15 protein-coding genes and 1 riboswitch are annotated in these 24,664 nt (G+C 38.7%); of the genes, 11 read left to right on the top strand and 4 right to left on the bottom strand.

Annotated elements, in window-relative coordinates:
* Window positions 1-2: 2 nt before the first annotated feature.
* The 4 genes from PH4a_RS03855 to thiB all read right to left on the bottom strand — a co-directional run bounded on the left by PH4a_RS03855 (window position 3) and on the right by thiB (window position 5,697).
* Window positions 3-2,357 carry a DNA polymerase II gene (locus tag PH4a_RS03855; protein ID WP_129037884.1) on the bottom strand — a complete coding sequence of 785 codons (2,355 nt, stop codon included), beginning with the start codon at window positions 2,355-2,357 and terminating at the stop codon, window positions 3-5.
* A gap of 100 nt (window positions 2,358-2,457) precedes the next feature.
* On the bottom strand, window positions 2,458-3,159 hold the full coding sequence (thiQ, locus tag PH4a_RS03850) for a thiamine ABC transporter ATP-binding protein ThiQ (protein ID WP_129037882.1): 702 nt from the start codon (window positions 3,157-3,159) through the stop codon (window positions 2,458-2,460).
* Window positions 3,152-4,732, bottom strand: a complete 1,581-nt coding sequence (thiP, locus tag PH4a_RS03845) for a thiamine/thiamine pyrophosphate ABC transporter permease ThiP (RefSeq protein ID WP_129037880.1) — start codon at window positions 4,730-4,732, stop codon at window positions 3,152-3,154. The genes thiQ and thiP overlap by 8 nt, the downstream gene beginning before the upstream one ends.
* A complete protein-coding gene (gene thiB, locus PH4a_RS03840) occupies window positions 4,732-5,697 on the bottom strand; it encodes a thiamine ABC transporter substrate binding subunit (RefSeq protein ID WP_208730486.1) in 966 nt (321 codons plus the stop codon). Before thiB ends, thiP begins: the two co-directional genes overlap by 1 nt.
* A gap of 114 nt (window positions 5,698-5,811) precedes the next feature.
* A riboswitch (TPP riboswitch) is annotated at window positions 5,812-5,905 on the bottom strand.
* A gap of 112 nt (window positions 5,906-6,017) precedes the next feature.
* On the opposite strand from thiB, the gene rppH reads away from it, so the two are divergent.
* The 11 genes from rppH to recD all read left to right on the top strand — a co-directional run bounded on the left by rppH (window position 6,018) and on the right by recD (window position 24,663).
* A complete protein-coding gene (gene rppH / locus PH4a_RS03835) occupies window positions 6,018-6,548 on the top strand; it encodes an RNA pyrophosphohydrolase (protein ID WP_064721006.1) in 531 nt (176 codons plus the stop codon).
* 8 nt (window positions 6,549-6,556) lie between these two features.
* A complete protein-coding gene (gene ptsP / locus PH4a_RS03830) occupies window positions 6,557-8,803 on the top strand; it encodes a phosphoenolpyruvate--protein phosphotransferase (RefSeq protein ID WP_129037876.1) in 2,247 nt (748 codons plus the stop codon).
* Window positions 8,804-8,885: 82 nt separating this feature from the next.
* Entirely contained in the window at window positions 8,886-9,773 is an 888-nt protein-coding gene (gene lgt / locus PH4a_RS03825) for a prolipoprotein diacylglyceryl transferase (protein WP_129037874.1), read from the top strand.
* A gap of 50 nt (window positions 9,774-9,823) precedes the next feature.
* Complete coding sequence (locus PH4a_RS03820) at window positions 9,824-10,675, top strand: thymidylate synthase (RefSeq protein ID WP_129037872.1); 852 nt, start codon at window positions 9,824-9,826, stop codon at window positions 10,673-10,675.
* 214 nt (window positions 10,676-10,889) lie between these two features.
* Window positions 10,890-11,402 carry a prepilin-type N-terminal cleavage/methylation domain-containing protein gene (locus PH4a_RS03815; RefSeq protein WP_129037870.1) on the top strand — a complete coding sequence of 171 codons (513 nt, stop codon included), beginning with the start codon at window positions 10,890-10,892 and terminating at the stop codon, window positions 11,400-11,402.
* Window positions 11,396-12,049 carry a prepilin peptidase-dependent protein gene (locus PH4a_RS03810; RefSeq protein WP_129037868.1) on the top strand — a complete coding sequence of 218 codons (654 nt, stop codon included), beginning with the start codon at window positions 11,396-11,398 and terminating at the stop codon, window positions 12,047-12,049. Before PH4a_RS03815 ends, PH4a_RS03810 begins: the two co-directional genes overlap by 7 nt.
* Window positions 12,046-12,507, top strand: coding sequence for a DUF2509 family protein (locus tag PH4a_RS03805; protein ID WP_129037866.1), 462 nt, complete (start codon window positions 12,046-12,048; stop codon window positions 12,505-12,507). Before PH4a_RS03810 ends, PH4a_RS03805 begins: the two co-directional genes overlap by 4 nt.
* 344 nt (window positions 12,508-12,851) lie before the next feature.
* Window positions 12,852-16,229 carry an exodeoxyribonuclease V subunit gamma gene (gene recC / locus PH4a_RS03795; RefSeq protein WP_129037864.1) on the top strand — a complete coding sequence of 1,126 codons (3,378 nt, stop codon included), beginning with the start codon at window positions 12,852-12,854 and terminating at the stop codon, window positions 16,227-16,229.
* Between the two features lie 15 nt (window positions 16,230-16,244).
* Window positions 16,245-19,133 (top strand): pitrilysin, encoded by a 2,889-nt coding sequence (gene ptrA, locus PH4a_RS03790; protein ID WP_129037862.1) that lies wholly within the window; start codon window positions 16,245-16,247, stop codon window positions 19,131-19,133.
* Window positions 19,130-22,753, top strand: coding sequence for an exodeoxyribonuclease V subunit beta (gene recB, locus PH4a_RS03785; protein WP_129037860.1), 3,624 nt, complete (start codon window positions 19,130-19,132; stop codon window positions 22,751-22,753). The genes ptrA and recB overlap by 4 nt, the downstream gene beginning before the upstream one ends.
* On the top strand, window positions 22,750-24,663 hold the full coding sequence (recD, locus tag PH4a_RS03780) for an exodeoxyribonuclease V subunit alpha (RefSeq protein ID WP_129037858.1): 1,914 nt from the start codon (window positions 22,750-22,752) through the stop codon (window positions 24,661-24,663). Before recB ends, recD begins: the two co-directional genes overlap by 4 nt.
* Window position 24,664 lies beyond the last annotated feature (1 nt).

The raw sequence follows: 24,664 nt of genomic DNA, 5'->3' as shown, positions 1-24,664 counted from the left end.
TCTTAAAATGAGAGTGTCATTTGTCCGTTTAACAAGGTAGAAAAATCATCTTGTATAAAGGGGAGAATAGCATCTGCAATAGGCATTAACTGCTTATTGATATAGTGTTCGTAATCAGGTGCTGAGGTAACATGCTCTAACGGTTCTGGCCCTAAGAGGGTAATTATATAACTAATCCAGCCACCTTGCTGATATTGTTGCGGTCTATTTTTTGATTGATTATATGCATCTGCTAAACGTGCTGCTTTAACGTGTGGGGGAACGTGGTGCTGATATTCTGATAATTTGCGACGTAAGCGCTTACGATAAACAAGCCTATCATCGTATTTTCCTGCTAGCGTATCAGCGACATAATCGCGAATAAATTGTTGATAAGGCTGCTGATGAAATATTCGCATATACAGCTCTTGCTGAAATTGCTGCGCAAGCGGTGTCCAGTCGGTCCTAACGGTCTCTAATCCTTTAAATACCATCTTATCGCCGCTTAATCCGGCATATCGCTTTTTACTGCCCGTATCCATGTTGCGTATAGTTGGCATCAAAAAACGCCGATAATGGGTTTCATACTCAAGTTCTAGTTTACTATCAAGTTGATAAGTTTCTAATAAATAATCTTTCCACCATTGGCTCACTTCTTTTGCCAATTGGTGGCCAATCGCTTTTGCTTGCTGTTCTGTATGCGTTTCTTTTAACCAGACAAAAGTAGAATCAGTGTCACCATAAATAACTTGATAACCCTTGGCTTCAATTAATTTTCGGGTGGTTTTCATAATTTCATGGCCACGCAATGTAATTGACGAAGCAAGGCGAGGGTCGAAAAAACGACACCCAACAGAACCTAATACACCATAAAATGCATTCATGATAATTTTTAATGCTTGAGAAAGCGGTGCATTTTGGTGCGATTTTGCGTTATCCCGCTCATGCCAAATATGCGACACAATTGCAGGTAAACAGTGCTGTTGGCGAGAAAACCATGCATTACGAAATCCGGGAACAGCAAGTTTTTCTTCTGGTTGATAAGCGCCTTCAATCATTCCGACTGGATCAATTAAAAAAGTACGGATAATAGAGGGATAAAGGCTTTTGTAATCTAATACTACGACTGAGTCATATAAACCCGGAGTAGAATCCATAACAAAACCACCGGGGCTATGTTCTTCAGGCTTTTCACCTTGATTGGGCGCCACATAACCAATGCGGTGCATTGAAGGTAAATAAAGGTGAGTAAATGCCGCCACTGAACCCCCGCTTCTATCAACAGAAAGCCCCGTTACACAGGCTCTTTCTAACAGGAAGTCCATGAGCTTTGTTTTATCAAAAATACGATTAACCAGCACACAATCTTGCCAATTATAATAAGCTAGAGCGGGTTTATCTTCTTTAAAGCGTCGGTTGATTTCGTCCATTCTGGCATAAGGCGTATCTATGGCTTTGCCTTCACCTAACAATGTTTGAGCAACAGACTCAAGACTAAAAGAGGGAAAATTCCATGTCGCCATTTTTAGTGCTTCAATGCCATCAATGATTAAACGACCTTGTGCAGAAGCAAAAAAATGTCCTTTTTTAAAACCATGCTCTCGCCACTCTAATGCACTATTTTGGCGACCTAATAGTAGATGTATGCCATAACGTTGTGCATGGGTGTGTAAAATACGCAAATCGAATTGAATTACATTCCAACCAATAATAGCGTCAGGATCGTAATGTTGTATCCATTCGTTAAGCCGTTCAATTAAATGCAAACGGCTGGTGACATAGTGCAGGCGATAGCCTTCTGGCTGCTGACTTTCTTGAACTACAGGTAAACTTTCTGTCAGCATAAACACCACATTATCGCCACAACCAGCAAGACCAATAGAATAAAGCTCACCAAATTCACTGGTTTCAATATCTAAAGAGACAGCGCGTAATGTTGGTCGATAATCGGGAGCTGGTTTTAAACTAACAGTATTATTTGTTTGATAACGAAACCAAACCGGCGCGGTGATAAAACGCTCCATCATATAACGTTCGTGTGGGCGAATATCACCCTCATAAAGCCGAATATTGTGTTCTTTTAATTGTTGTTCTAGCTGCGTTAGCTGGCGGTATTGCTTGCAGTAAAGACCAAAAACAGGATCACGATTAAAATCTTTCAAATCAAGAGCACGAATTTCAATATCGCGATTATTACCCACTAATGAACGCAATTGTGTTTCGTGTTGTTGAGAAACAAAACCGATAGCATATTGTATTGGAACTGTAATTTTACGAGCACCATTCTCAGTTGCTAACCAATAGGAAACGACCACACCTTTTGGTGTATCGCTCCAATGGCGTGTGAGAATAAAACCTTGCTCAGTATGACCAATCATTGAGTTCCTAATAAATACACTAAAAGAATAAAAAACATCATTAAATATGTATTTATTATAGTCAAATCTATGGTTATTTATACAGTTATTTCGGCTGAGCTCAATTTAAAGGAATACCTAAAATAAGTGATTGATCTACTTCACCATTAATCAAGGCTTGTGTATTTCCATCGTAAACAATAGTGCCATTATCAATCACTATTGCTCTTGACGCGATTTTAGCGGCATCTTCAAGGCTGTGAGAAACCATTAATAACGTGAGATTTTTTTCATCACACAGTTGTTCTAATAGCGCTAACATTTCTATGCGCAATGCAGGATCGAGTGCAGAAAATGGCTCATCAAGTAAAAGAATGGGTTGTTCACGCACAAGGCAACGCGCTATTGCGACACGTTGGCGTTGCCCGCCAGATAATTGAGCGGGTAATCGCTCGAGATATTCGCTTAATGAAACTTGTTTGGCGCGGCTTTCTAATAATGTTTTTTGGGGGGGAGTTAGCTTTAATCCGGGATTTAATCCTAAGCCAATATTTTGTCTTACGGTTAAATGTGGAAAAAGGTTATTATCCTGAAATAACATGGAAATAGGCCGTTTTGCTGGTATTGTTTTGGTATGGTTTTCACCATTAAGAGTAAGCGAGCCGTTTTCTGAAGGTAAAAAACCTGCAATTAAACTTAGTAATGTACTTTTTCCTGCACCACTAGGGCCTAATATCGCGATACGCTCACCCGCATTAACATTTAAATTAAATGTAAGATGCTGATGTTCATAGGTGTAAGAAAGTTGCTCTAACTTAATCATGAGATTTTCCTGGTAAGCGTTCTAGCAAACTAAAAAGAGCAAAACACAGTAGTAAAAGGATCATTGCTGTAATTGCACCATCTTGTGTGTGGTATGCCCCAATTTGTTGATAAAGATAAAATGGCAGTGTACGAAATGTTTCATTGCCAAATAAAGCCACAATACCAAAATCACCAATAGAGATAACACACGCAAAAGCAAGAGCTTGCGAAATAGGCTTTTTCAGTGCGCGTAATTCAATCCAACGTAGCCTATTGATACCCCGTAAATTTAATGACTGACATAACAAACTATAGCGAGAGGCAATATCATTCATTGGGTTTTCTAGTACTTTTAATGCATAAGGAATAGCCATTAATGCGTTGGTTAAAATAACCAAAATATAAGGTGATTCAGGCAGACCAATGGTGTTGTTTAATAAGAGGAAAAAACCTGTTGCCAATACAATTCCTGGCATCGCCAGAATAATTAATCCGCTCATTTCCATTGCTTGCCCTGCACGAGTGAAATGACGTAATCGTAATTCGCGGCTACTCCATAACAGCATCATTGTGAGTACAACACAGATAACACCAGCCCCTATTGCAATTACCAATGACGTTTTAAATGCTTGCCAAAGCACGGGTTGCTGTATTACTCGAATAAACTGACTATTCATACCATCTGTTATTACCGCTAAAATTGGCGGTATTAAAAACAAAACGGCAATAGTGATAATAAAAATATCACTAATTTTGGCAATTAATGGATCATCAGGGTCGCGCCAGTGCATTTGCTGGCTATGCCCGACAAATAAGGAACCATTGAGCTTTTGGCTAATTAACACTAAGCCTAAACAGCAAAATAGCTGTATTAGTGCTAATAGTGCGGCGCGATGTAAATCATAGTCATAACTTAATGCTTGATAAATGGCGAGTTCAATCGTTGTTGCTGCGGGTCCACCTCCCAGTGCGAGTACTGTAGCAAAGCTGGCAAAACAGAGCATAAAAATCAGCGCCGCAGTGGGAAGTATTTGACGCCACAAGTAAGGCCATTCAAGAAAACGAAAACGCTGCCAGCCATTCATTCCTAATTGTGATGCTAACTGGCGTTGTTCTGGAGAGATGCTCTCTAGCGCTTGTAACAACATTCTTGTGGCTAATGGCATATTAAAAAAGATATGAGCTAATAATATTCCTTGTAAGCCATAAGGTGTGAATTGGTAATCAATACCAAGCCATGCACAAATATGAGCAATCCACCCCGTTCTGCCATAAACCGTTAAAATACCGAATAGAGCGACTAATACAGGTAGTACAAGGCTCATGGCACATAAACGTAAAAAGAGCGTTTTACCAAAAAATTGACGTCGAAAAAGCGCTTTAGCAAGCCAAATTGCGGGCAAAATAGAAAATAATGCCGATAAAAAAGCCTGCCAAAAGGTAAAGCGAACGACATGCCATAAATAATCATCAGCAAAAATAGAGCTGAATTCACCACTTGGCGCATTAAACCACAATGCACCAAATGAAAGTAATGCAACAACAAGAAGTAAACCCGAGGCTAATAGCCCCGGGATAAGCCAACTTCTCATTAGCGGCTAACCGCAGATTGCCAATCACGAGTCCATTGTTGGCGCTCTTTGGCCACTATATCAGCATCAAATTGCAGCGATTTTTCAGGTTTTGGCATCACAGAGTAGACATCAGGCAGCGGCATATCGATAACAGGATACATCCAATTGGTTGTAGGAATCGTTTCTTGGAATGCGGGCGTTAGCATAAATTGCATAAATTGTTGTGCTAACTCAGGTTGTTGACTTGATTTTAATTTTGCCGCAACTTCAACTTGTAGATAGTGGCCGTCAGAGAAAATAGCGGCTGCATAGTTATCTTTTTTATCCGCGAGGATGTGATAACCCGGAGATGAGGTATAACTCAGCACAAAATCGCCTTCACCTTTTAAGAACAAGCCATAAGATTCGCTCCAGCCTTTGGTCACCGTCAGTGTTTTGTCCGCCAGCTTTTTCCATTCAGCTGCGGTATTTTCTGGATAAAGTGATTGCATCCAAAGCATTAAACCTAAACCTGGTGTGCTAGTGCGCGGATCTTGATACAAAATCTTCCATTTTTCTTTGCTATTTAGCAGTTCAGCCATGCTTTTGGGTGGGGTAGTAATGCGATTTTTATCATAAATAAAGGCAAAGTAACCGTAGTCGTAAGGCACAAAAGTGTCATCTGTCCATTTTTCTGGCAACGCAAGTTTTGATGTGTCGATGTTACTTGGTGCGAAAAGTCCGGTTTCTTTCGCGGCATGAATAAGGTTGTTATCTAATCCTAAGATAATATCTGCTTTGCTTTTATTACCTTCCATTCGTAAGCGATTAAGAAGAGAAACACCATCAGACAGAGCAACAAGCTTTAATTCACAATCACATTGTTGTTCAAAGGCTTTTTTTATCGCAGGACCTGGACCCCAATCAGCAGTAAAGGAATCATAGGTATAAATAGTTAGCGTAGGTTTTTTCGGGGCGGCATTGACTGAAAATGCAGCCATCATGCCTAATACGCCAATAACAAGCGTATGACGAATAGATTTTGTTAGCACGTTACGTTCCTCAGTGAAAAGTCAGGTAGGATCTGAGGAGTAAGGAAGGCAAATTAAGAAGATATTGCTGCATCCTGACTCAAATCCCTACGCCAGTATTAGCTGGATCAGGTTCCACGGGTTTTTCTCAGCCAAAAAGAGGGCACCCCGTTGAGACTTTCCCATTGTAGATAAAACGGGGCGCTGTGCAAAGTCTGTTGATAGAGGTTTACCGTCTGTGAGTAGTATGAAACAATAAGTTATCTTTCAAATTTTGTTATTGAGGTAGTCTGGTGATCGATGATGATGGCTACCGCCCGAATGTTGGGATTGTAATTTGTAATCGGCAAGGGCAAGTTCTTTGGGCCCGTCGCTATGGGCAACATTCATGGCAATTTCCCCAAGGTGGAATTAACCCTGGTGAATCGCCAGAGCAGGCAATGTATCGCGAGTTGTTCGAGGAAGTTGGGTTAAGTCGTAAGGATGTCAAAATTCTTGCCTCCACACGTAACTGGTTACGTTACAAATTGCCTAAGCGTTTGGTGCGTTGGGATACAAAACCTGTTTGTATAGGTCAAAAACAGCGTTGGTTCCTTTTGCAGTTAACGAGTAATGACAAGGACATTAATGTTCAGCAAAGCAAAACGCCTGAGTTTGATGGTTGGCGTTGGGTGAGCTATTGGTATCCGGTTCGTCAAGTCGTCTCTTTTAAACGAGATGTTTATCGACGGGTAATGAAAGAGTTCGCCCCAATTGTTATGCCGTTACAAGAACAAGTGTCTGCATTACGTCAATCTTATGGATATCGCCGTAAAAGATATTAGATAACACTATGCTGACACGCTTACGGGAAATTGTAGAAAAAGTTGCGATGGCCGCTGGGTTGCCGGAAGCGCTTGAACTATTAGTTAAGGAAACGTGTCAAGCTATGCACACGGATGTGTGTTCTATTTATCTTGCGGATATTCAGCGTCGTTGTTTTTATTTAATGGCGACAAAAGGATTAAAAAAACCGAAAGGGCGTGCTGTTAGCCTTTCCTTTGATGAAGGCGTTGTTGGCGAAGTAGGCCGCCTTTCAGAGCTTATTAACCTTGCTGATATTCGTGAACATCCTAATTTCAAATACCTTCCCCAAGTCAACGAAGAGAGTTTAAGAGCTTTCCTCGGTGTGCCAATCGTTTATCGCCGTCAGCTTCTTGGTGTGTTAGTTGTTCAACAAAAAGAACGTCGCTTATTTAATGAAAGTGAAGAGTCTTTTATGGTGACGCTAGCCACTCAACTGGGCGCCATTTTGGCCCAAGCTCAAACCAAAGGACTTTTTGGGCAATATCGTCAAAGCCGCATTAAGGCGCTATCTGTTTCTACAGGCGTAATAATGGCTTATGGTTGGCAAGAGGTTTCTCAGCCTATTCTTGAGCAGGTCTATAAGGCGAGTGCGTTAGACATTAAAGCGGAGCAAAATCGTCTTACTATTGCATTAGAAGATGCAACAGCAGAGTGCCGCCGCTTTAGTAAACGCTTTATGGCAAGTGCACAAAAAGAGAGTGCGGCAATTTTCGATCTTTACTCTCATCTTCTTAATGATCCGCAATTAAAACAGAAAATGACCACAGTGATTACCCAAGGCTATGTCGCTGAATGGGCGGTTAAAGTGGTAATTGAAAAGTTCTCCGCGCAATTTTCTAGCCTTAAAGATGGTTATATGCGTGAGCGAGCGTCTGATTTAAAAGCATTAGGGCAACGATTACTCTTTCATTTAGATGATGAGTTAAGCTTTACCAATACGTGGCCAGATCGCTTTATTCTTGTTGCTGACGAACTCAGTGCAAGCTTATTAGCTGAATTGCCAGAGCAGCAATTAGCCGGCGTGATTGTTCGTGATGGTGCAACCCATTCGCACTCTGCAATTTTAGTTAGAGCAATGGGAATTCCCGCCATCATGGGGGCGGATATTCAGCTCGAACTCTTGCACAATCGAATGCTTATTCTTGATGGGTATCGAGGTGAGGTTTTTATTGAACCCGAACCCTTTATCATGCAGGAATATCGTCAAATTATTGATGAAGAACGTGTTTTAAGTCAAATAGCCGAAGATCAATTAGAACAACAAGCGGTATTAAAAAATGGTGAATCAGTCAGCGTTCAACTTAATGCCGGATTAAGCATTAAATACGAACAACGCATCAGCGTTGGTATTGATGGCGTGGGTTTATATCGCACTGAAATTCCTTTTATGCTACAAAGCGGTTTTCCATCAGAAGATGAACAAAAAAACCGCTATCGTGAAATTCTCTCCTTTTTTCCTGATAAACCCGTTGTACTGCGTGCACTTGATATTGGCGCTGATAAACAGTTGCCTTATATGCCAATTAATGAAGAAAATCCTTGTTTAGGCTGGCGAGGGATCCGGATCTTGCTCGATCAGCCTGAAATTTTTCTTATTCAGTTACGTGCAATGTTAAAAGCAAACCTCGAATTTAAAAATTTGAAAATATTGTTGCCGATGGTGACAAGTATTGATGAAATTGATGAAGCTAAAATATTGTTACTGCGCGCATGTGATGAAGTTAGCCGAGAAATGAAGTGTGAATGTACTCCGCCAGCATTAGGAATAATGCTAGAGGTACCTTCTTTAGTTTTTATGTTGCCGCAATTGGTACATCGCGTAGACTTTATTTCTATTGGTACTAACGATTTGACGCAATATTTGCTAGCAGTAGATCGTAATAATACCCATGTGGCATCACTCTATGATAATTTGCATCCTGCGCTATTACGTTCTCTTAATTTAATTGTAATGGAATGCCAGCGTTACCAAGTTCCTGTCAGTGTTTGCGGTGAAATGGCAGGTACGCCAATAGGTGCATTGCTGTTAATAGGGCTAGGTTTTAGGCAGTTAAGCATGAGTGGACGTAGTTTACCTAGGGTAAAATACTTATTGCGCCATCTTGATCCCGTCGTGTTGCAACCTTTTATGCTACGCATATTGCAAGCGCAAACAGCAACAGAGATCAAAGCGTTGTCTTCTGAATTTATGGAAAGGCAAGGATTAGGTGGATTAATTCGCGGAGGTATTTAATTGACCTTCGTATAAGCCTTTTTCTGTGCTGTGCTATTATTCACAGGCAGAAATATCACTGATTAAATGAAGTAGGGAATAAATGAGCATAAGCTACCTTAAATTTCCAGAAATCGACCCTGTTATGTTCTCTATCGGGCCAGTGTCTTTACATTGGTACGGTATGATGTATTTGGTTGGATTTGTATTTGCGTTATGGCTTGCAAATCGTAGAGCAGCAAAACCAAACAGTGGTTGGAACAAAAATGAAGTAGAAACATTGCTTTATGTTGGCTTTGTTGGTGTGTTTATCGGTGGCCGCTTAGGATATGTTTTATTCTATAATCTGCCTGTCTTCTTAAATGATCCCCTCTATTTATTTAAAGTTTGGGATGGCGGAATGTCTTTTCATGGTGGCCTAATTGGGGTTATTTGCGCCATGATTTGGTTTGCTCGTCGAACTAAACGTCATTTTTTCCAAGTTGCTGACTTTGTTGCTCCATTAATTCCATTTGGTTTAGGTTTAGGTCGTATTGGTAACTTTATTAACGGTGAACTTTGGGGACGCGTTACTTTAGATACTCCTTGGGCTATTTTATTCCCAAGCTCACGTTCTGAAGATTTACAATTGGTTGCTCAAGATCCAGCAACATTACTACCAATTATTCAGCAATATGGCGTGTTACCACGACATCCTTCTCAGCTTTATGAAATGCTATTAGAAGGTGTGGTGCTGTTTATTATTCTAAATATTTTTGTGCGCAAAAATCGTCCTATGGGCAGTGTTTCTGGTTTATTCCTGATTGGTTATGGCGCGTTTCGTATTATTGTCGAATTCTTCCGTCAACCAGATGCACAATTGGGGCTGTTTAGTGGTGTGAGCATGGGGCAGTTATTATCTATCCCAATGATTATTTTAGGTATTTTCTTTATGGTTTGGGCTTATCGCCGCGATAAAAAAACACCTCAAAATTCAACGCCATCGCACTAATTAAATTAATATAAATTTTACTACTTAGTTAACAACAAAAGAGAGTCAACATGAAGCAGTATCTAGCATTGTGTCAACGCATTATCGATGAAGGTGAATGGATTGATAATAAACGGACAGGAACCCGTTGTTTAACGGTCATTAATGCTGATCTGGAATACGATGTTGCTAACAATCAATTTCCATTAATCACCACGCGAAAAAGCTTTTATAAAGCCGCTATCGCTGAATTATTAGGTTATTTGCGTGGTTACGATAACGCGGCTCAATTTCGTGAGATTGGTTGTAATACGTGGAATGCTAATGCAAATGAAAACAGCGCATGGCTAAATAATCCTCATCGTAAAGGTGAGGATGATATGGGGCGTGTGTATGGTGTTCAAGGTCGTCAATGGCAACGCCCTGATGGTACTCACCTAGATCAGTTACGTAAAGTTGTCGATAACCTTGCAAAAGGTATTGATGATCGCGGTGAAATTATTACATTTTTTAACCCCGGTGAAATGGAATTGGGTTGTTTACGTCCTTGTATGCATACACACACGTTTTCATTAGTTGGCGATAAACTCTATTTGACTTCTTATCAACGCAGCTGTGATGTTCCACTAGGTCTGAATTTCAATCAGATTCAATGCTTTGTATTATTAGCGCTGGTGGCTCAAATCACGGGGCACAAACCAGGCAAAGCATTTCATAAAATTGTCAATGCGCATATTTATGAAGATCAACTGCCATTGATGCGAGATGTACAGTTAAAACGCGAGCCATTTCCTTCACCAATGCTACATATCAATCCTGAAATTAAAACACTGGAAGATATTGAAACATGGGTAACTACCGCTGATTTTACGGTTGAAGGCTATCAATGTCATGAAGCAATAAAATATCCGTTTACTGTTTAATCTTATCTATTGAATGTAAAGCCTCTGCTTAGTAATAAACAGGGGCTTTTTTTATGTCTTGAGAAGTATAAATATAAACAAATAAAACACACTTATTCTGTGTTTACTCTGAAAGATTAGTTATTGCGTGGTGGCTCTGAAATGTTGTTTTTCTTTATTTACCATTTTGATATTTGTAGGCATTGTCATCACAGGGAATAAAAGGAAAAAACAGATGGAATATGAACACAATAACCCATATCAGCAATATCAGGTAAATAATGAATTAGGCGTCAGTCTGCTCGAAGTTTTAATCGTCATGACCATTATTGCCATACTGAGCCACTTTTCATTATCGGCTTACCAACAAAACACTAAAAAACAGCAGTTAATTCATAGTGTAAGAGAAACTATTGCATTTCTCTCTTCTCAGCGCCAACAGGCAATTTTATTCAATCATAAAATACAAATAGTATTGTCGTTATCACCAATTAACGACATTACAGCAAGTACTCTATTGTCTTTATCCTCTTTTCAAAATCAAAAACGTTTTCAGTTTAATTCGGATATTCAACTAATACAGGCAACAGCAACGCAATTTACCTTTAGTGGATTACGTCAAACCTTAAAACCGATGAGTTTTATTATTGCTGATAACCGTATTGGTGCTGAAGTGAAAATTATTATTTCTTCATTAGGCCGAATAAGGGCATGCAGTAAGCAAATTAAGGCCTTTTCATCATGTTAAAACCTGCTGTATTTTTATTTTCATCTGGTGTGATGTTGATGGAATGTCTATTCGCCATGGCTATTAGCGGGATCCTATTTGTTTGCATCAGTCGAGTTTATCCTCAGCTAGTCAATACATTGACTCACTCTTATCATCAATATCGATTAGATATTTATTTAAGAGAAAAATTGATTGTATTAGAAACAGAATTAAGGCGTACGGGGTATTGTAAAGGGGGTTGTGATAATAATATTGATAAAGAAAAAAAGACCTTTCTACAAAAATCAGCATTAAAAATAAGCGCTTACCCTAATCAGCCTAACGGCTCATGTATTATTTTCATTTACGACCTAAATAACAATGGGCAATGGGATAATCCATCATCGAAAGAGAGTGATTACTTTGGCTATCGCCTAAAAAATGGGCAATTAGAACAACGCAGAGGTGTAAACGATTGTACTTCAATGGGTTGGCAGAATTTTTTTGAAAGTAATGAAATTAAAGTTACTGAATTTTTATTGAAACCCTATTCGCGCCCACATTCAATTACGGGAGAAATACTTTTTTATTTATCGTTATCATTAAAATTTGAATTAACTGAGGTACCAGAAGTGAAATCTAATTACCAGTCGATCATTTTTTTACGCAATGTATTTTATTTATGATTGATGCTTTATATAACGAGAAAAAACAGGCCGGCTTTATCAGTTTACTCGCTGTAGTGAGTTTTGTAGTGATGAGTTTATCGGTACTTTTTAGTTTTAGTTATCATTACCGACAAGCACAGCAAATGGTGATGCAAGAATTACAGGCAAGACAAACCTTTTTACTCGCTGAATCTGCATTGTTATGGGGGATTACGTTGAATTGGGATATTTCAGTGACATCGTTAAAAAAGTGGCAGTGTCAAGTATTTGGTGATAAAGCGAATATAATGAGCTGTTTTCTTTTGATAAATCAAAACTTGGCTTTACTTCAGGGACAATCAGAAAGTAAAAATGGATATAAAATATATCATTATCAGTGGCTAAATATTTCAAAGAGCATGGGCTCAATTATAACACCTTATAGAAATGGCTGGATTGATTATTGTCCATTAAAACTTGAGGAGTGCGCACCATAATTATTTATCACCGTAAGAGTGAACATGGAACAATTTTACTTAGTATGATGTTTTCACTGCTTTTTTTTAATATCAGTTTTATCACTATTATAGGCTATAGTCAGTCATTACAAATTGATTTTCATAAGCTAATAAAAATTCAACAGACAGGGCAAGCAATTTTTTCCTTATTTGAGCAGGGCTCTCATAAACCGCCATTCACCACTGTCTATAATCAACAAATAATGACACAATCATTTTCATACTCAGTAGGTTGCCAAAAGATAACAGGGTATTTAACTGATGAGCAATTCCCTACAATAAGTTTATATCGCTGGTCATGCTATTAATAAAATGAGGGTCTGATGTTTCATATTTATCATTCAAATCAGTTGTCACTATTAAAATCACTGATGGTGCATTTTATGCAGACAAGACCTTTATCATCACCGTTTGAGCAAGAAGTTATTTTGGTTCAAAGCCCCGGTATGTCTCAGTGGTTACAAATTCAGTTAGCAGAAAGCTTAGGCATTGCAGCCAATATTCACTATCCATTACCTGCAACTTTTATTTGGAATATGTTTACTCGTGTTTTAGACGGAATACCGAAAGAAAGCGCGTTTTCCAAAGATGCGATGACATGGAAGTTAATGACTTTGTTGCCCGATTTTCTTGATAAAGAAGAGTTTAAGCCTCTGCTACAGTATCTTGAAGATGATGAAGACAAACGTAAACTTCACCAATTAGCTGGAAGAGTTGCTGACTTATTTGACCAATATTTAGTTTATCGTTCAGATTGGTTGGCAGCATGGGAAAATGATGAACTAATTGAAGGGCTAAGTGAAAATCAGCACTGGCAGAAAACATTGTGGTTGGCACTGCAACAATACACTCAAACATTAGACCAACCCCTGTGGCACCGCTCCAACCTTTATCAGCAATTTATTTCAACGCTAAATAATGCACCAGAAGGAACACTTCAACACTGTTTTCCGCCTCGTATCTTTATTTGTGGAATATCAGCACTACCTCAGGTCTATTTACAAGCATTACAAGCAATTGGTCGACATACTGAAATCTATTTACTGTTTACTAACCCTTGTCGTTATTATTGGGGTGATATTCAAGATCCTAAATTTTTAGCACGACTAAATAGTAGAAAACCACGACATTATAAGCAGCTTAATGAATTACCTTGGTTTAAAGATGAGGAAAATGCTTCCTCACTTTTCAATGAAGAAGGTGAGCAAATTGTGGGTAATCCACTCTTAGCTTCATGGGGCAAACTTGGTAAAGATAATATCTATTTCTTATCTGAACTTGAGTATAGTAATGTGCTGGATGCTTTTGTTGAGCTTCCTCGTGATAGCTTATTACATCAGTTACAAGCAGATATCTTAGATTTAGAAGATCATTCCCAGTTAGGTAAAACCTTTGAGACCTATAAAAGCAGTGAAAATAAACGCATCATTTCTAATGATGATCATTCTCTGACTTTTCATGCCAGCCATAGTCCACAACGTGAAGTTGAGGTATTACAAGATCAATTGCTTCATTTATTAGAACAAGATCCTGAATTATTACCGAGAGATATCATTGTCATGGTGGCAGATATCGATAGTTATACCCCTTATATTCAGGCTGTTTTTGGTAATGCTCCTTTTGAGCGTTATATCCCTTTTGCTATTTCAGACCGAAAAGCACGACAAGCACATCCGGTTTTACAAGCTTTTATTTCGTTGCTCGAACTTCCTCAAAGCCGTTTTACGGCTGAACAAGTGCTTGCTTTACTTGAAGTTCCAGCTTTAGCAGGGCATTTTTCGATTTTTGAAAACGAATTAAAACTACTGCGTCGGTGGGTTGAAGATTCAGGGATCCGTTGGGGGTTAGATGATGAAAATGTTGCTTCATTTTTACTCCCCACAACAGGGCAGAACACATGGCATTTTGGCTTAATAAGAATGTTATTAGGTTATGCTATGGAAAGCGAAAATGGTCCGTGGAAAGGTGTACTTCCTTATGATGAATCCAGTGGGTTAGCCGCAGAACTTGCAGGGCACTTAGCTGATTTTCTCTATACATTAAGTGAATGGCGCACACGTTTAAGTGAAACTCGTTCACTCGGATCATGGTTAGATATTGGTCAGCAATTAGTTGACGCCTTCTTTGAATCTGATGATGAAACTGAATTGGTTTTAGCGTTAATCACTCAACAATGGCAAAAGGTGATTAACAATGGATTGGATGCACAATATCAAAGCGAAATTCCACTGGTACTTATTCGCGATGAACTTACCGTTCGCTTTGATGATGAAAAAATCAGTCAGCGTTTCTTAGCGGGTAGTCTTAATTTTTGTACATTAATGCCAATGCGTTCGATACCTTTTAAAGCGGTTTGTCTGCTAGGTATGAATGATGGCGTTTATCCTCGTAATATTCAGCCACTAGGTTTTGATTTAATGGCTGAAAAGCGTCGCCGCGGTGATAGAAAACGTCGTGATGATGATCGATATCTATTCCTTGAAGCATTAAGTTCAGCCGAAAAATATTTGTATATTAGTTATATAGGAAAGTCGATTCGAGATGATAGAGAATGTAATCCTTCGGTTCTAATTAAAGAGTTACAAGATTACATAGGACAAAATTTTCGCTTAGAGCAAGATGGCGCATTAAATGTGGATGAAAGTGCAACTCGAGTGAATGCACATTTGCTAACACAACATAGTCGTGTACCTTTTGCTCAAGAAAATTTCCAAGCTAATGCTTTACTTCGCTCTTATGCCGCAGAATGGCTTCCTGCTGCAAGTGGGCAAGGTGAAGCTCATCAGACATTTGCCACGACATTAAATAAAACAATAGAAAAAGTATCACTTGATGAGTTAACTCGTTTTTATCGCCATCCTATTCGAGCATTCTTTCAGCAAAGCTTGAAAACTAACTTTGTGATTGAAGAAACTGAACTACCCGAAGAAGAACCTTTTGTTATTAATTCATTGCAACGTTATTGGCTTAATCAATGGTTATTAAAGGCATTAATTGAAGAGACATCAACGAATGTGCTCTTTGAACGTATCAAAGCCGCTGGGCAATTGCCTGCTAATGCATTTGGTCAAATTTATTGGGAGCAGCAAATACAAGAGTTGCTTCCTTTAGCTGAAAAAGTGAGAAGTGAACGTTCAGAAACACATTCTGTCACAATAGAGCACTGCTTCAGTACGATACCGCTGTTAGGTCGTTTAAATGAAATACAATCTGATGGCTTGCTTCGCTGGCGACCTGCAAGCTTAACGGCAAATGATTTATTACAACTTTGGATTGAACATCTTGTTTATTGTTTAAACCAAGGAACTGGTGAAAGTCGCTATTATGGAAGAATGGACACACAGTGGTATTTATTACCTGTAGATCCGACTTTTGCCTCTGAAACGCTAGATAACTTAATTTGTACCTATCAGGCTGGATTAAATACACCATTAGCATTGTTTTCTAAGAGTGGTTGGGCATGGCTACAAGCTTGTTATGATAAAAAAACAGATCAATTCTTGTTTGATGATGAAGAAACGCTTGAAAAAGCAGAATTAGTCCTGATTCAGTATCTCACTGATAGTTATAATCGAGATGGTGAAATGAGTGATATTTATATTCAGCGAGTATTTCATCAAATAGATGAATCTTTTTTACATGCAGTAAAACAGACCGCATTGACCATATTTAAACCAATAATTCCATTTTTAAAAAAATAAGGGAGCTCATATCAGATGAGAAAATACTTATCGCAACTTTGGATCATGTTGCTATTGATGCTTGTGAGTATCAACAGCTTTGCTGCTGATCCACTATGGCAAGTGTTGCCAGATAGCATTGAGAAAAGTGAAAGTGATCCTAGGCAATATCAAGCGATTAAATTGCCAAATGAAATGACCGTATTACTTGTTTCTGATGAAAAAGCGGTGAAATCACTTACTGCGGTTTCTCTCCCTGTTGGGGCATTAGAAGATCCTGATAGCCAACAAGGTTTAGCTCATTATCTTGAGCACATGGTGCTAATGGGATCAGCGAAATATCCTCAATCTGGCAGTATGTCAGAGTTTTTGCAAAAAAATGGTGGATCTCATAACGCCAGTACAACGACTTACCGTACTGCATTTTATTTAGAAGTTGAGAATAGCGCGATCAACGAAGCCGTAGATCGTCTTGCTGATGCGTTAGCGAGTCCGTTACTTGATCCTAAAAATGCAGATCGTGAACGTAATGCAGTAAATGCTGAACTTACAATGGCTCGTTCTCGTGATGGGATGCGTTTTTGGCAAGTAAGAGCCGAAACACTTAATCCAGCGCATCCAAGCTCACGTTTTATGGGCGGAAATTTAGAAACATTAAGTGATAAACCAGATAGTAAGCTGCAAGATGAATTACAAAAATTCTATCAGACTCACTATTCTGGCAATTTAATGAATGGTGTTATCTATAGCAAAAAACCCCTAAATGAATTAGCGCAATTAGCGTCAGAAACTTTTTCACGTATTCCCAATAAACAAGCCAAAACACTGGTAACAACCGTACCTGCGATGACAGAAAAAGAGAAAGGGCTAATGATCCATTTAGTACCTGCTCAACCACAAAAGACCTTACAAATTGAGTTTGGTATTGATAACAACGTGGCTGATTTTCGTAGTAAAACAGATCAATACATTGGCTATTTAATTGGTAATCGTAGCCCTGGCACTTTGGCTGATTGGCTACAGGAACAAGGTTTAGCTGAAAATATTAGTGCGTTCTCAGAACCTTATATTGATCGTAACCAAGGTTCATTTACGTTGTACGTCTCATTAACAGATAAAGGATTAGCGCAAAAAGATACCGTTATTGCGGCGATATTTTCTTATTTACGTTTAATGCAAAATGAGGGAATTAGCCAACGTTACTTTGATGAAATCGCTAATGTTTTAAATCTTTCTTTCCGTTATGGCTCGATAGTTAGAGATATGAACTACATTGAAGATCTCTCTGACATGATGCTGCGTTATCCAATTAAAAATATCCTTAATGCGGATTACCTTGCTGATGACTATGAGCCTTCAGCCATTAAGTCTCGCCTTGAATCAATGACGCCAGAAAATGCACGTATTTGGGTTATTAGTCCAAATGAACCTTCTAATAAGCAAGCCTATTTTGTTAATGCGCCTTATCAAGTTGATAAATTAACGCAAAAGCAATTCGATACATGGCAAACATTAGCGGATGATATTAAGTTATCAATGCCTACATTGAATCCTTATATTCCAGATAATCTTTCTCTTATCGATGCAGATAGCAAAATAACGAAGCCACAGCTCTTGTGGGAAGATAAAAGCGCTCGCTTATTTTATATGCCATCACACTATTTCTCTGATGAGCCTAAAGCGAGTGTGACATTAAGTTTGGTGAATAAAAGATCCGATATTACGGTAAAACAGCAGGTTATACAGACATTAACGGATTATCTTGCTGGGTTATCGTTAAGTGAACTTTCTTATCAAGCATCTGTTGCAGGAATGAATATTTCTTCGTCACCTGGCCAAGGTATTGATTTTTCAATGAATGGTTATACTCAGCATTTACCTGAGTTAGTTAATGCCACGTTGAAAAGCTATATGACATTTACATCAACACAAGAAGAACTGGATCAAGCTAAATCTTGGTATCGTGAACAACTTGAAGTTACTCATAACTTAAAAGCATTTGAAGCCGCAATGCTTCCTGCTCGTCGTTTGAACACCATTCCTTATTATGAAGAGGCAGACAAACTGAAAGCACTTGAGTCTATTACATTAAAAGATATTAGTGATAATCGACATGAAGTGATTGAAAATGCCACTTTACAAGCATTAGTGATTGGTAATTTAACACCAGAACAGAGCCGTGAAATTGTTAAATCAGCTCATGAGTTGCTCGGAAATAAAGGTACAGAGTATTGGATTGGTGAAACTTTGGTGTTTAACCAATTAAATGAGGTTGAGTTCCAAAATAAATCTAACAGTACCGATAATGCACTAGGTGAATTATTTATCCCTGTTGGTTATGATCGCTTGGAAGGCCATGCCATCTCTTCTGTGTTAGCCTCTGTTATTAAACCTTGGTTTTACGACCAACTTAGAACTGAAGAACAATTAGGCTATGCCGTTTTTGCCTACCAAGCCACGATGGGACAACAGTCAGGATTAGGCTTCTTATTACAAAGTAATGCCAAACCGCCTGTTTATTTAAATGAACGTTATCAAGCATTTTATCAGCAAGCTTATGAGCGATTGAAAAAAATGAGTGATACTGAATTTAACCAATATAAACAAGCATTAATCACTGAGATAAAACAACCACCTCAAACATTCTATGAGGAAGTTTCTCTTTATCGTAATGATTTTTATCGTAACAACATCAAATTCAATGAGCGTGAAAAAATACTAGCTGAATTTAATAAAGTGACTTTAAAACAAGCTATTGAGTTTTATGAAAAAGCAGTAATAAAACCAACGGGATTTGTTTTTGTTTCACAAGTTATCGGCAAAGAAGGCAATAATGCCGATTACGCGCAAGATAAACAGTGGAAGCGTTATTCGACAGTAAGCGAATTACAAAAAACGTTACCTGTTGAGGAAATTAAAGAGTGAGTGAAGTGATACAGGCGCAGCCGTTAAATCCATTTACACTTCCGTTGTATCAGCGACGCCTAATTGAGGCGTCTGCTGGAACAGGTAAAACCTATACAATTGGATTATTGTATTTACGACTACTTCTTGGACTTGGTGGCGAGAGTGCCTTTCTGCGTCCGTTGAGTGTCGAAGAGATTTTAGTGGTGACATTTACGGAGGCGGCAACTGATGAATTGCGAGCTCGTATTCGTAATAATATTCATAAACTAAGGCTTGCCTGTATCCGCAATGATATTGAAAGTAGTAATGATGCTTATAACAAACTGTTAGAACAAATCCAAAATAAAGAATTGGCAGCACAATGGCTGTTAGAAGCTGAGCGGCAAATGGATGAAGCCGCTATTTACACAATTCATGGTTTTTGTCAGCGAATGCTGGCAAATAATGCGTTTGAATCAGGAGTGCTGTTTGAACAAGTACTGATTCAAGATGAATATGAGCTAAAAAAACGTGTTTGTGCTGACTTTTGGCGTCGCCATTGTTATCCACTTTCTTATGATGTTGCTAGTGCAGTTAATGAAATTTGGACGGGGCCAGAGCAACTACTTTATGAAATTCAACCTTACTTGCAAGGTGAAATGCCTGAAATACAAGGTGTCGCATCAGATGCTGAAGGGGGATCGGTTGAACAGCGACATCAAACTGTTATCAATGCCATCAATAAAGTCAAAGAGCGCTGGCGTGAGCATCATCATGAGGTTGAATCATGGATATCAGCTTCTGGTGTTGATAAACGCAGCTATAGTAGCCGTAATCTCCCTAAATGGATTGAGGAGATAACAATATGGGCATCAATAGTTGAAACCAAAAGTTACCTTTTACCTGATTGTTTAGTCCGTTTTTCTCAAGAAACATTGAATGAGAAGGCGTCAAAAGGGCCAGCACCCGAGCATATTCTTTTTACTGAAATCGAAGTGCTTTGCAAACAGAGTTTAACGTTGCGTGATGTTATTTTGGCAAATGCTATTCCTGAAATTCGCCAAGGTATTGAAAACGAAAAAATACGCCGTGGCGAGATGGGATTTGATGATTTGCTTACTCGTTTAGATAAAGCATTAAGGCGAGAAGGCGGTGATCTTCTTGCTCAAGCAATTCGTCAACGTTACCCCGTAGCGATGATCGATGAATTCCAAGATACTGACCCTCAACAATATCGAATATTTAACGCTATTTATCATGACTATGAAGATAGTGGTTTATTGTTTATTGGTGATCCTAAACAGGCCATTTATGCATTCCGTGGCGCAGATATTTTTACCTATATTCAAGCCAGACAACAGACTTCACATCACTATACTCTTAACACTAACTGGCGTTCAGCGCCGGGGATGGTAAGTGCTGTTAATAAGCTATTTTCTCGTTCAAATGCTCCTTTCTTATTTACTCATATTCCTTTTATCGAAGTCAGTTCCGCTGAAAAAAATCAGAATATGGCGTTTGTTTATCACAATAAACCTGTAGCTCCTTTTAATTTTTGGCTGGTTGATGGTGATAGCATTTCAACAGGAAATTATGAACAAGTAATGGCGACACAATGTGCTGTGCAAATTCGTGATTGGTTATCTGCTGGCGCACAGGATCAAGCTTATTTAGTTCGCCATGGTAAAAAAATATCCGTTACCTCTTCAGATATTATGGTATTAGTGCGTAGCCGTAGAGAGGCACTATTAATTCGTGATGCGCTTAATCTTCTATCTATTCAGTCTGTTTTCTTATCCAATCGTGAAAGTGTTTTTGAGACGAATGAAGCAAAAGACTTGCTTTGGTTATTACAAGCTGTCGTCACTCCAGAAAAAGAGCGTGTATTAAGAGCCTCTTTAGCGAGTGCCTTATTTGGGTTTAGCGCCAAACAAATTGATGAGCTTAACCTTGATGAGCAGCGCTGGAACCGTTATGTCGAGCAATTTGCCGACTATTTTCTATTATGGCAAAAACGCGGCGTGCTACCGATGTTACGCAAGGTTATGATAGATAATCATATTGCTGAAAACTTACTAGCAAGTGTGGATGGCGAGCGACGTTTAACCGATATCATGCATATTGGTGAATTATTACAAGAAACGGCCTTATTGCTTGATAGTGAACATGGTCTTATCCGTTGGTTGGCACAGCAAATTTCTCATCCAGATGCTCAGTCTGAAAGTCAGCAAATGCGATTGGAAAGTGATCGTAATCTTGTCCGGATTTGTACTATTCATAAATCGAAAGGGCTTGAGTACCCTATTGTTTGTCTGCCTTTTGCTTGTAATTATCAAGAGCAAAAAGGCGCGCTGTATCACGACAGAGAAAAATTTCACGCAAAACTAGATATTTTTAATCAACCTGAAAGTTTACGTTTAGCCGATGAAGAACGGCTTGCTGAAGATTTACGATTGCTCTATGTAGCATTAACACGCTCTGAGTTTTGTTGTTATGTCGGTGTTGCCCCTTTAGTGAAAGGAAATAGACGTAAATCAGGATTAACAGACCTTCATAAAAATGCTTTAGGGTATCTGCTACAGCATGGTAAAGAAGGTGATAGTGAACTATTGCATCAATCTATTAATGAATTATTAGATGACAATATTAAAGTGACAACACTGGAAGATGTTTCTCTGCATCGCTACCAACCAATACTTCTACCAGAAGTAAAATTAGAAGCAGCAGTGTTTAAACGTAAAATACAAGATAACTGGCGTATAACCAGTTACTCCGGCTTAACTTATCAACATTCAAATCGAGGTTTTCAATATGAAAATGGTGATATTGAAGCATTAGTACAATCTATTGCCCCTGGGTTAGATACAGACGCTAAAGGTGAAAAAGCCGTAGGTGAGACTCAAGCAACGTCTATCCACCATTTTCCTCGAGGTGCTGTTGCTGGTACATTTTTGCATGAATTACTTGAAGTACTTGATTTTTCTCAACCTATTGATGAAATATGGATGCAAGAGCAATTATCTGCTCAAGGTTTTGATCAAAAATGGGCGGCGTTATTGGTGGAATGGATGGAAACACTGTTTCATACCCCGTTAAACGCTCAAGGATTATGCCTAGCAGATATTCCACAAAATCAGCAGCTTGATGAGTTGCAGTTTTATATTCCTATTGAAAAAGAAATGTCATCAGCGAAATTAACCACGCTAATTAATCGCTATGATCCGTTATCAGCTCAATGTTCTGCACTTCAGTTTCAACAAGTGCAAGGGATGTTAAAAGGATTTATCGATTTAGTTTTTTTATGGGAAGGAAAATATTATGTAGTTGATTATAAATCGAATTGGTTAGGTGAATCGAGTGAAGATTACACTCAAGAAGCTATGGCAAATGCGATGATGGATCATCGCTATGATTTACAATATCAGCTTTATACATTGGCGTTACACCGCTTTTTGCAGCAACGCATCCCCGATTATGACTATAAGCAACACTTCGGGGGGATTTATTATCTATTTTTACGTGGTATTGATGTAAAACATCCCGGAAATGGGGTTTATGCATTTTTACCGAAAGAAGACTTTGTACTCGCGCTGGATGCCTTATTTAAAGGTGAAGATATAACAAGTAATAGTGAAACCACGAGTGAGAAAAAAGTATGATTAAATTATTAGAGCAAGCTATCACTCAAAATCTATTACGCCCGTTAGATGTTCGTTTTGCTCAAATGTTGGTAGCAGATAATAATCCTGCTTTGTTGTTTGTTTTTGCTTATTTAAGTGCTCAAACCGGTGCAGGACATGTCTGTTTACCTTTAAGTATTTTACAGCAAGATAGATTATTTGATGGACGACAGCCTGAGTTATCACAAGCTATCTGGCATCAAATGGGAATATCTTCATCACAGCAGTTGATAGATAAATTAACAAACAGTGGTTGTGTTAGTGATGGTAAAAATAGTTCAGCTCCGATTATTTTAGATAACGAATTGCTTTATCTACAAAGAATGTGGAGTTACGAAGAACGCGTTGCTAACTTTTTTAGAACAGAGCATCCAAAAGTTGATTTTGATAACCAAAAGCTGATGGATGTTTTAAATAAATTATTCCCAACATCTAATCAGACTACAGAAACTGATTGGCAAAAGGTGGCTGCATCGGTTGCTATTACTAGTCCTATCTCTGTTATTTCAGGAGGGCCAGGAACAGGAAAAACAACAACGGTTGCAAAAATTCTTGCTGCTTTTGTTATGTTAATGGCTCAAGAAAAGCCCATTATTCAACTTGCAGCGCCGACAGGAAAAGCAGCCGCTCGATTGACCGAATCATTAGGTAAAGCGTTGGATCAGATTTCTTTAAACGATGAAGAAACAAAATGGATGCCAGAGCAAGCTCAAACTATTCACCGTTTGCTTGGCGCTCAGCCTGAAAGTCAGCAAGTACGTTATCATCGAGACAACCCGTTACAGTTAGATATTTTAGTCGTCGATGAAGCCTCTATGGTTGATTTACCAATGATGGCAAAATTAATTGATGCACTTCCCTCTCAGTGTCATGTGATTTTTTTAGGCGATAAAGATCAGCTGGCCTCCGTAGAGGCTGGAGCTGTGCTTGGTGATATTTGTCGTTTTGCGGATGATGGCTTTAGTCAGCATCGATTTGAACAAATCAATATGTTAACGCAAGGCGAATTAAATAAATCAATACCACCAATTCCTGTTTCCCAAACGCCTATTGCCGTGGTGAGTGATTCTCTTTGCTTACTACGTAAAAGTTATCGCTTTGGCTCTGATTCAGGTATTGGCCAGTTGGCCTTTGCTGTTAATAAAGGGCAAACCCAAACAGCTATAAAGCTACTTAATGCAGCTAAAGTGTTATCGGCAAAAAATGAATCTGATTGTGCTTTTGAAGTAAAAGACGTTGATTTTATCCCTTTAGATTCTGACGATAACTATGGAAGAATGTTACAAGATGCGGTAAGTGCATATCATCACTATTTGTTATTGGTATCAAAAGATGCATCACCAGATGTTATTCTTAATGCTTTTAACCAGTTCCGTCTATTATGCGCATTAAGAGAAGGGCCTTTTGGCGTGACAGGATTAAATGAACGCATTGAGATGTTATTGCATCGCCAGCGTTTGATCCGTCGTCCTTCAAGCATTTATCAGCGAGAATATATTGGGCGTCCGATAATGATCCAACGAAATGATAGTACGTTAGGGTTATTTAATGGTGATATAGGGATCATGTTGAATAACGAGGAAGGCGAAATGAAAGCATTTTTTCAATTGCCTGATGGTAAGTTAAAAGCAATTCAACCAAGTCGATTACCTCAACATGAAACAGCCTATGTAATGACTGTTCATAAATCACAAGGTTCGGAATTTGCACATACCGCATTGGTTTTGCCCAATCAGTTTTCACCTGTGGTCAGCCGCGAATTACTTTATACCGCATTGACGCGAGCAAAACAGAAATTATCGCTTTATGCTTCTGAATATATGGTAAAAATGGCAATTCAAACAAGAATTCAACGTCGTAGCGGGTTGGTTGATAAACTGCGTTATTAAA

The organism is Proteus hauseri (assembly GCF_004116975.1).
Classification (GTDB): Bacteria; Pseudomonadota; Gammaproteobacteria; order Enterobacterales; family Enterobacteriaceae; genus Proteus; species Proteus hauseri.
This window is presented reverse-complemented; position numbering and strand designations above follow the sequence as displayed.

Coding starts and splice junctions, on each gene's coding strand:
- PH4a_RS03810 (WP_129037868.1), top strand. CDS start 11,396: ATGTTAAAACCTGCTGTATTTTTATTTTCATCTGGTGTGATGTTGATG.
- recC (WP_129037864.1), top strand. CDS start 12,852: ATGTTTCATATTTATCATTCAAATCAGTTGTCACTATTAAAATCACTG.
- PH4a_RS03805 (WP_129037866.1), top strand. CDS start 12,046: ATGATTGATGCTTTATATAACGAGAAAAAACAGGCCGGCTTTATCAGT.
- recD (WP_129037858.1), top strand. CDS start 22,750: ATGATTAAATTATTAGAGCAAGCTATCACTCAAAATCTATTACGCCCG.
- PH4a_RS03855 (WP_129037884.1), bottom strand. CDS start 2,357: ATGATTGGTCATACTGAGCAAGGTTTTATTCTCACACGCCATTGGAGC.
- ptsP (WP_129037876.1), top strand. CDS start 6,557: ATGCTGACACGCTTACGGGAAATTGTAGAAAAAGTTGCGATGGCCGCT.
- thiB (WP_208730486.1), bottom strand. CDS start 5,697: ATGATGGCTGCATTTTCAGTCAATGCCGCCCCGAAAAAACCTACGCTA.
- PH4a_RS03815 (WP_129037870.1), top strand. CDS start 10,890: ATGGAATATGAACACAATAACCCATATCAGCAATATCAGGTAAATAAT.
- thiQ (WP_129037882.1), bottom strand. CDS start 3,159: ATGATTAAGTTAGAGCAACTTTCTTACACCTATGAACATCAGCATCTT.
- lgt (WP_129037874.1), top strand. CDS start 8,886: ATGAGCATAAGCTACCTTAAATTTCCAGAAATCGACCCTGTTATGTTC.
- thiP (WP_129037880.1), bottom strand. CDS start 4,732: ATGAGAAGTTGGCTTATCCCGGGGCTATTAGCCTCGGGTTTACTTCTT.
- ptrA (WP_129037862.1), top strand. CDS start 16,245: ATGAGAAAATACTTATCGCAACTTTGGATCATGTTGCTATTGATGCTT.
- PH4a_RS03820 (WP_129037872.1), top strand. CDS start 9,824: ATGAAGCAGTATCTAGCATTGTGTCAACGCATTATCGATGAAGGTGAA.